The organism is Bradyrhizobium sp. PRIMUS42 (assembly GCF_023006515.1).
GTDB lineage: Bacteria > Pseudomonadota > Alphaproteobacteria > Rhizobiales > Xanthobacteraceae > Bradyrhizobium.
Map to the genome: position 1 here is coordinate 1 of NZ_JALBGZ010000809.1, position 2617 is coordinate 2617.

At 63.4% G+C, this 2617-nt stretch carries 2 protein-coding genes and 1 pseudogene; 2 read left to right on the forward strand and 1 reads right to left on the reverse strand.

The features are described from left to right. Together MOV75_RS33985 and MOV75_RS33990 are read left to right on the forward strand one after the other, a co-directional pair. Positions 1–407: pseudogene (locus tag MOV75_RS33985) on the forward strand (hypothetical protein); the annotation flags it as partial. A gap of 101 nt (positions 408–508) precedes the next feature. Beyond that, positions 509–1621, forward strand: coding sequence for a hypothetical protein (locus MOV75_RS33990; RefSeq protein WP_247007522.1), 1113 nt, complete (start codon positions 509–511; stop codon positions 1619–1621). Positions 1622–1648: 27 nt separating this feature from the next. On the opposite strand, the gene MOV75_RS33995 is transcribed toward MOV75_RS33990, so the two are convergent. Next, positions 1649–2617 (reverse strand): Spy/CpxP family protein refolding chaperone (locus MOV75_RS33995; RefSeq protein ID WP_247007524.1); only part of this gene is annotated, 969 nt, incomplete at its 5' end.

The window sequence follows — 2617 nt, forward strand, 5'->3', positions numbered from 1 at the left end:
CCAGCGCCTTCTACGGGGCCGCCCCGCCCTTTGCGCAGAAAATGTTCGCGGGCCCTCCGCGCGCCGATCTGACCGAGAACCTCGGAATCGCCTTGGTGCCGCGCGCGACCGATCCCAACGCCGGAAAGCCCCCGCAGGACCCGCACTTCCCGCGCAACCCGCCGAGCGACTATCAGTCCTACTATTACTTTGACGGCGTCCCGAGCCCAGAGAATTACCGCCTGCACGACTGGGCCAAGGACCACGCCCACAACCATCTCGGCGGCACCATGCGGCCCTGCCAGGCGGTCCCGGAGATGAGCCCGTTCTACATCGAGTTCGAGGAATATCTTGGCGGCTACAATTTCGGCACCGGCAACGCGCAGCTCGACTTCGGGGATATGAAGTTCGACTGGGCGTGCGGGTAGCCTGGGGATCGCCGGGCACGCGCAGCAGCATAGACCAACGGGATTGCCTGGGACGGATTTCCGGCTATTTTGCCGACATTGCTCGCCCCAGGAATAGTCCCATGCGCAATTGCGTCGGCTTCGTTGTCCTTGCCTTCGTCGTCCTGAATCCCGTGACCCTGCAGGCGGCCAACCGCTGTCCTAGCGATTTTAGTGTGGAACATCGTCTCGATGCCGAGCAGAAGGCGTCCCTCAATCTCAATGCACGCGAGCGCGCCGCCATCGAAGACCTGAAATACGCGACGATGCCGCCGATCAGGGACAGATACGACAAGAAGGAAATCGATCGCGACGAGTACAACCGTCTCACCGACCTGCGCGACCATGCTTTGAGCTGTATCGACGCCGACAACAATCTGAAGGATCAGCAGGCCTATTACACCGAGCAGCTCAAGCTGATCGATGCCGGCTGCAGCAAGGGCCCGGTCGACAAGATGTACGTCGGCTGGTTGAAGGAGGGCGAAGCCAGGAAAGCCAAGGCCTGCGCCAAGGCCGACCTCGAATATCTGTCCGGCATGATCCGGCAGCTCAAAGAGATCCAGGCCGACAAGCTCGCCAAGGAAGAAAAATCCACTCCGGCGGTGAAGGCGGCCGATGCGAGCCAGAGGCAAAGCCAGTTTTGCGAGAAGATAAGATCCGTCAGCTCCGAAGCCGCAACCCTCTTCGCTGCCATCACGAAGGAGAAGAAGGAGCAGTGGTTCATCGAACCCGGCACGCTTGGGAGCAAGGGCGTCAAGATCAGCGACCTCGCGGCGATCGACGAGTACGTCACCCCCGTGACCCTTTCGCAGGACTTCCTTTCGACCTCAGCCGTGTGCGCGATAGAAATGGGGACCGACAAGGACATCACGTTGCGCATCGTGCCGACCTATGAATGCGACTGGAAATACGACAAGACCACGCGACGCGAGCTGGAACAGCGTACTGACAAGCTCATGAATCTCGTGCGTGGCTGCTTCGGAACGACCGCCGAAGCCGGCGACTTCAACCGCCACGAGTTTGTCGGCGACGGCAAGGTGGCTGTTTCGGGTGATCTCTATTTTGGCGAGGGCAAGCCGTCCCGCATCTATCTCAAGATCAGGAAGCACACGCCAACGGAAGATGCGGCTTGCATTCACTACGGCTTCCAAAAGAAGGCCGAGGACAAGCAGCTCTGCATGACCCGCTTCCGGTGACAAAAGATGCCGCTCCGCGTGGCCCGATCACGCCCCGCGCTTCGGCCCGATCGCCTCGAACCCCGCCTTCTGCTCGTCGCTCAAGTCAGCCTCGAAATCATCGAAGGCATCAGCGACGCCGTTCACGGCCTGCAGCATCGTCTCCAGCCGTGCCTTGGCGGCAGTGAGGCGGGCTTGCGGGGTCGCGGCGGGCTGTGACGGGCAGGCACTGAGCGTTTCCATGGTGCGCAGGGTGGTGTCCTGCAGCACCTCGAGGCGGGCGCGGGCGGTCTCGTCGAGGCGAAGCGTCGCGGCGATGTCGCCCGCGGGCCATTGCTGCTGCACGAGCTGCTCATACTGACGCTGCAGCTTTTCGTCATAGCGTGGATCGCTGTTGGGATCGCATGCTGATGCAGCCTGCGTGTCCTTCTTCTGGCCCGCGGCCAGCGCGGCGCGGCGCTCCCTGGCCAGCCCGTCAAGCTTTGTCTTCTGGCCGTCGTCGAGGAGCCCCTCGAATTTCGCGAGCGCCGGCGCAAACGTGTCCATCGCCTTGATCATGACCGTGAGACGCTCGCGCATCAGGCCGAGGCGCTCCGCCGCGGTCGCGGGCACCTCTGCCGGGCAGGTGGCGCGGATGCTATCGCGGGCAGCCTGCCAGGCGTTCACGAGCTCGTCGAGCGCGGCGCGCTGCAATTCGCTGGGCTGCACGGCGGTCGATATGAGTTCTGCAGGGAAGCCGGCGGGATCGCTGACATCGCAGATGTTTTGCGCCGACGGGATCTTGCGCGCGCGCCTGCCTTGCGGCGCGGTGTAGGCGGCGAGCTCGGTGGCGGCGTAGGGCGAGAAGATCGCGGCATAGATGTCGCCATAGCCATAAAGCGAGATACTGGTGGTGTCGGCGAAGATGATCGCATTGGCGAGATCGTCATGCGCGAACGGCCAGAACACCGGGCCGGCCCAGCCATAGCTGCCGTCGGGAGGACGCCACCAGCCCTGCGGGCGGCGGCCGCCGCGCCA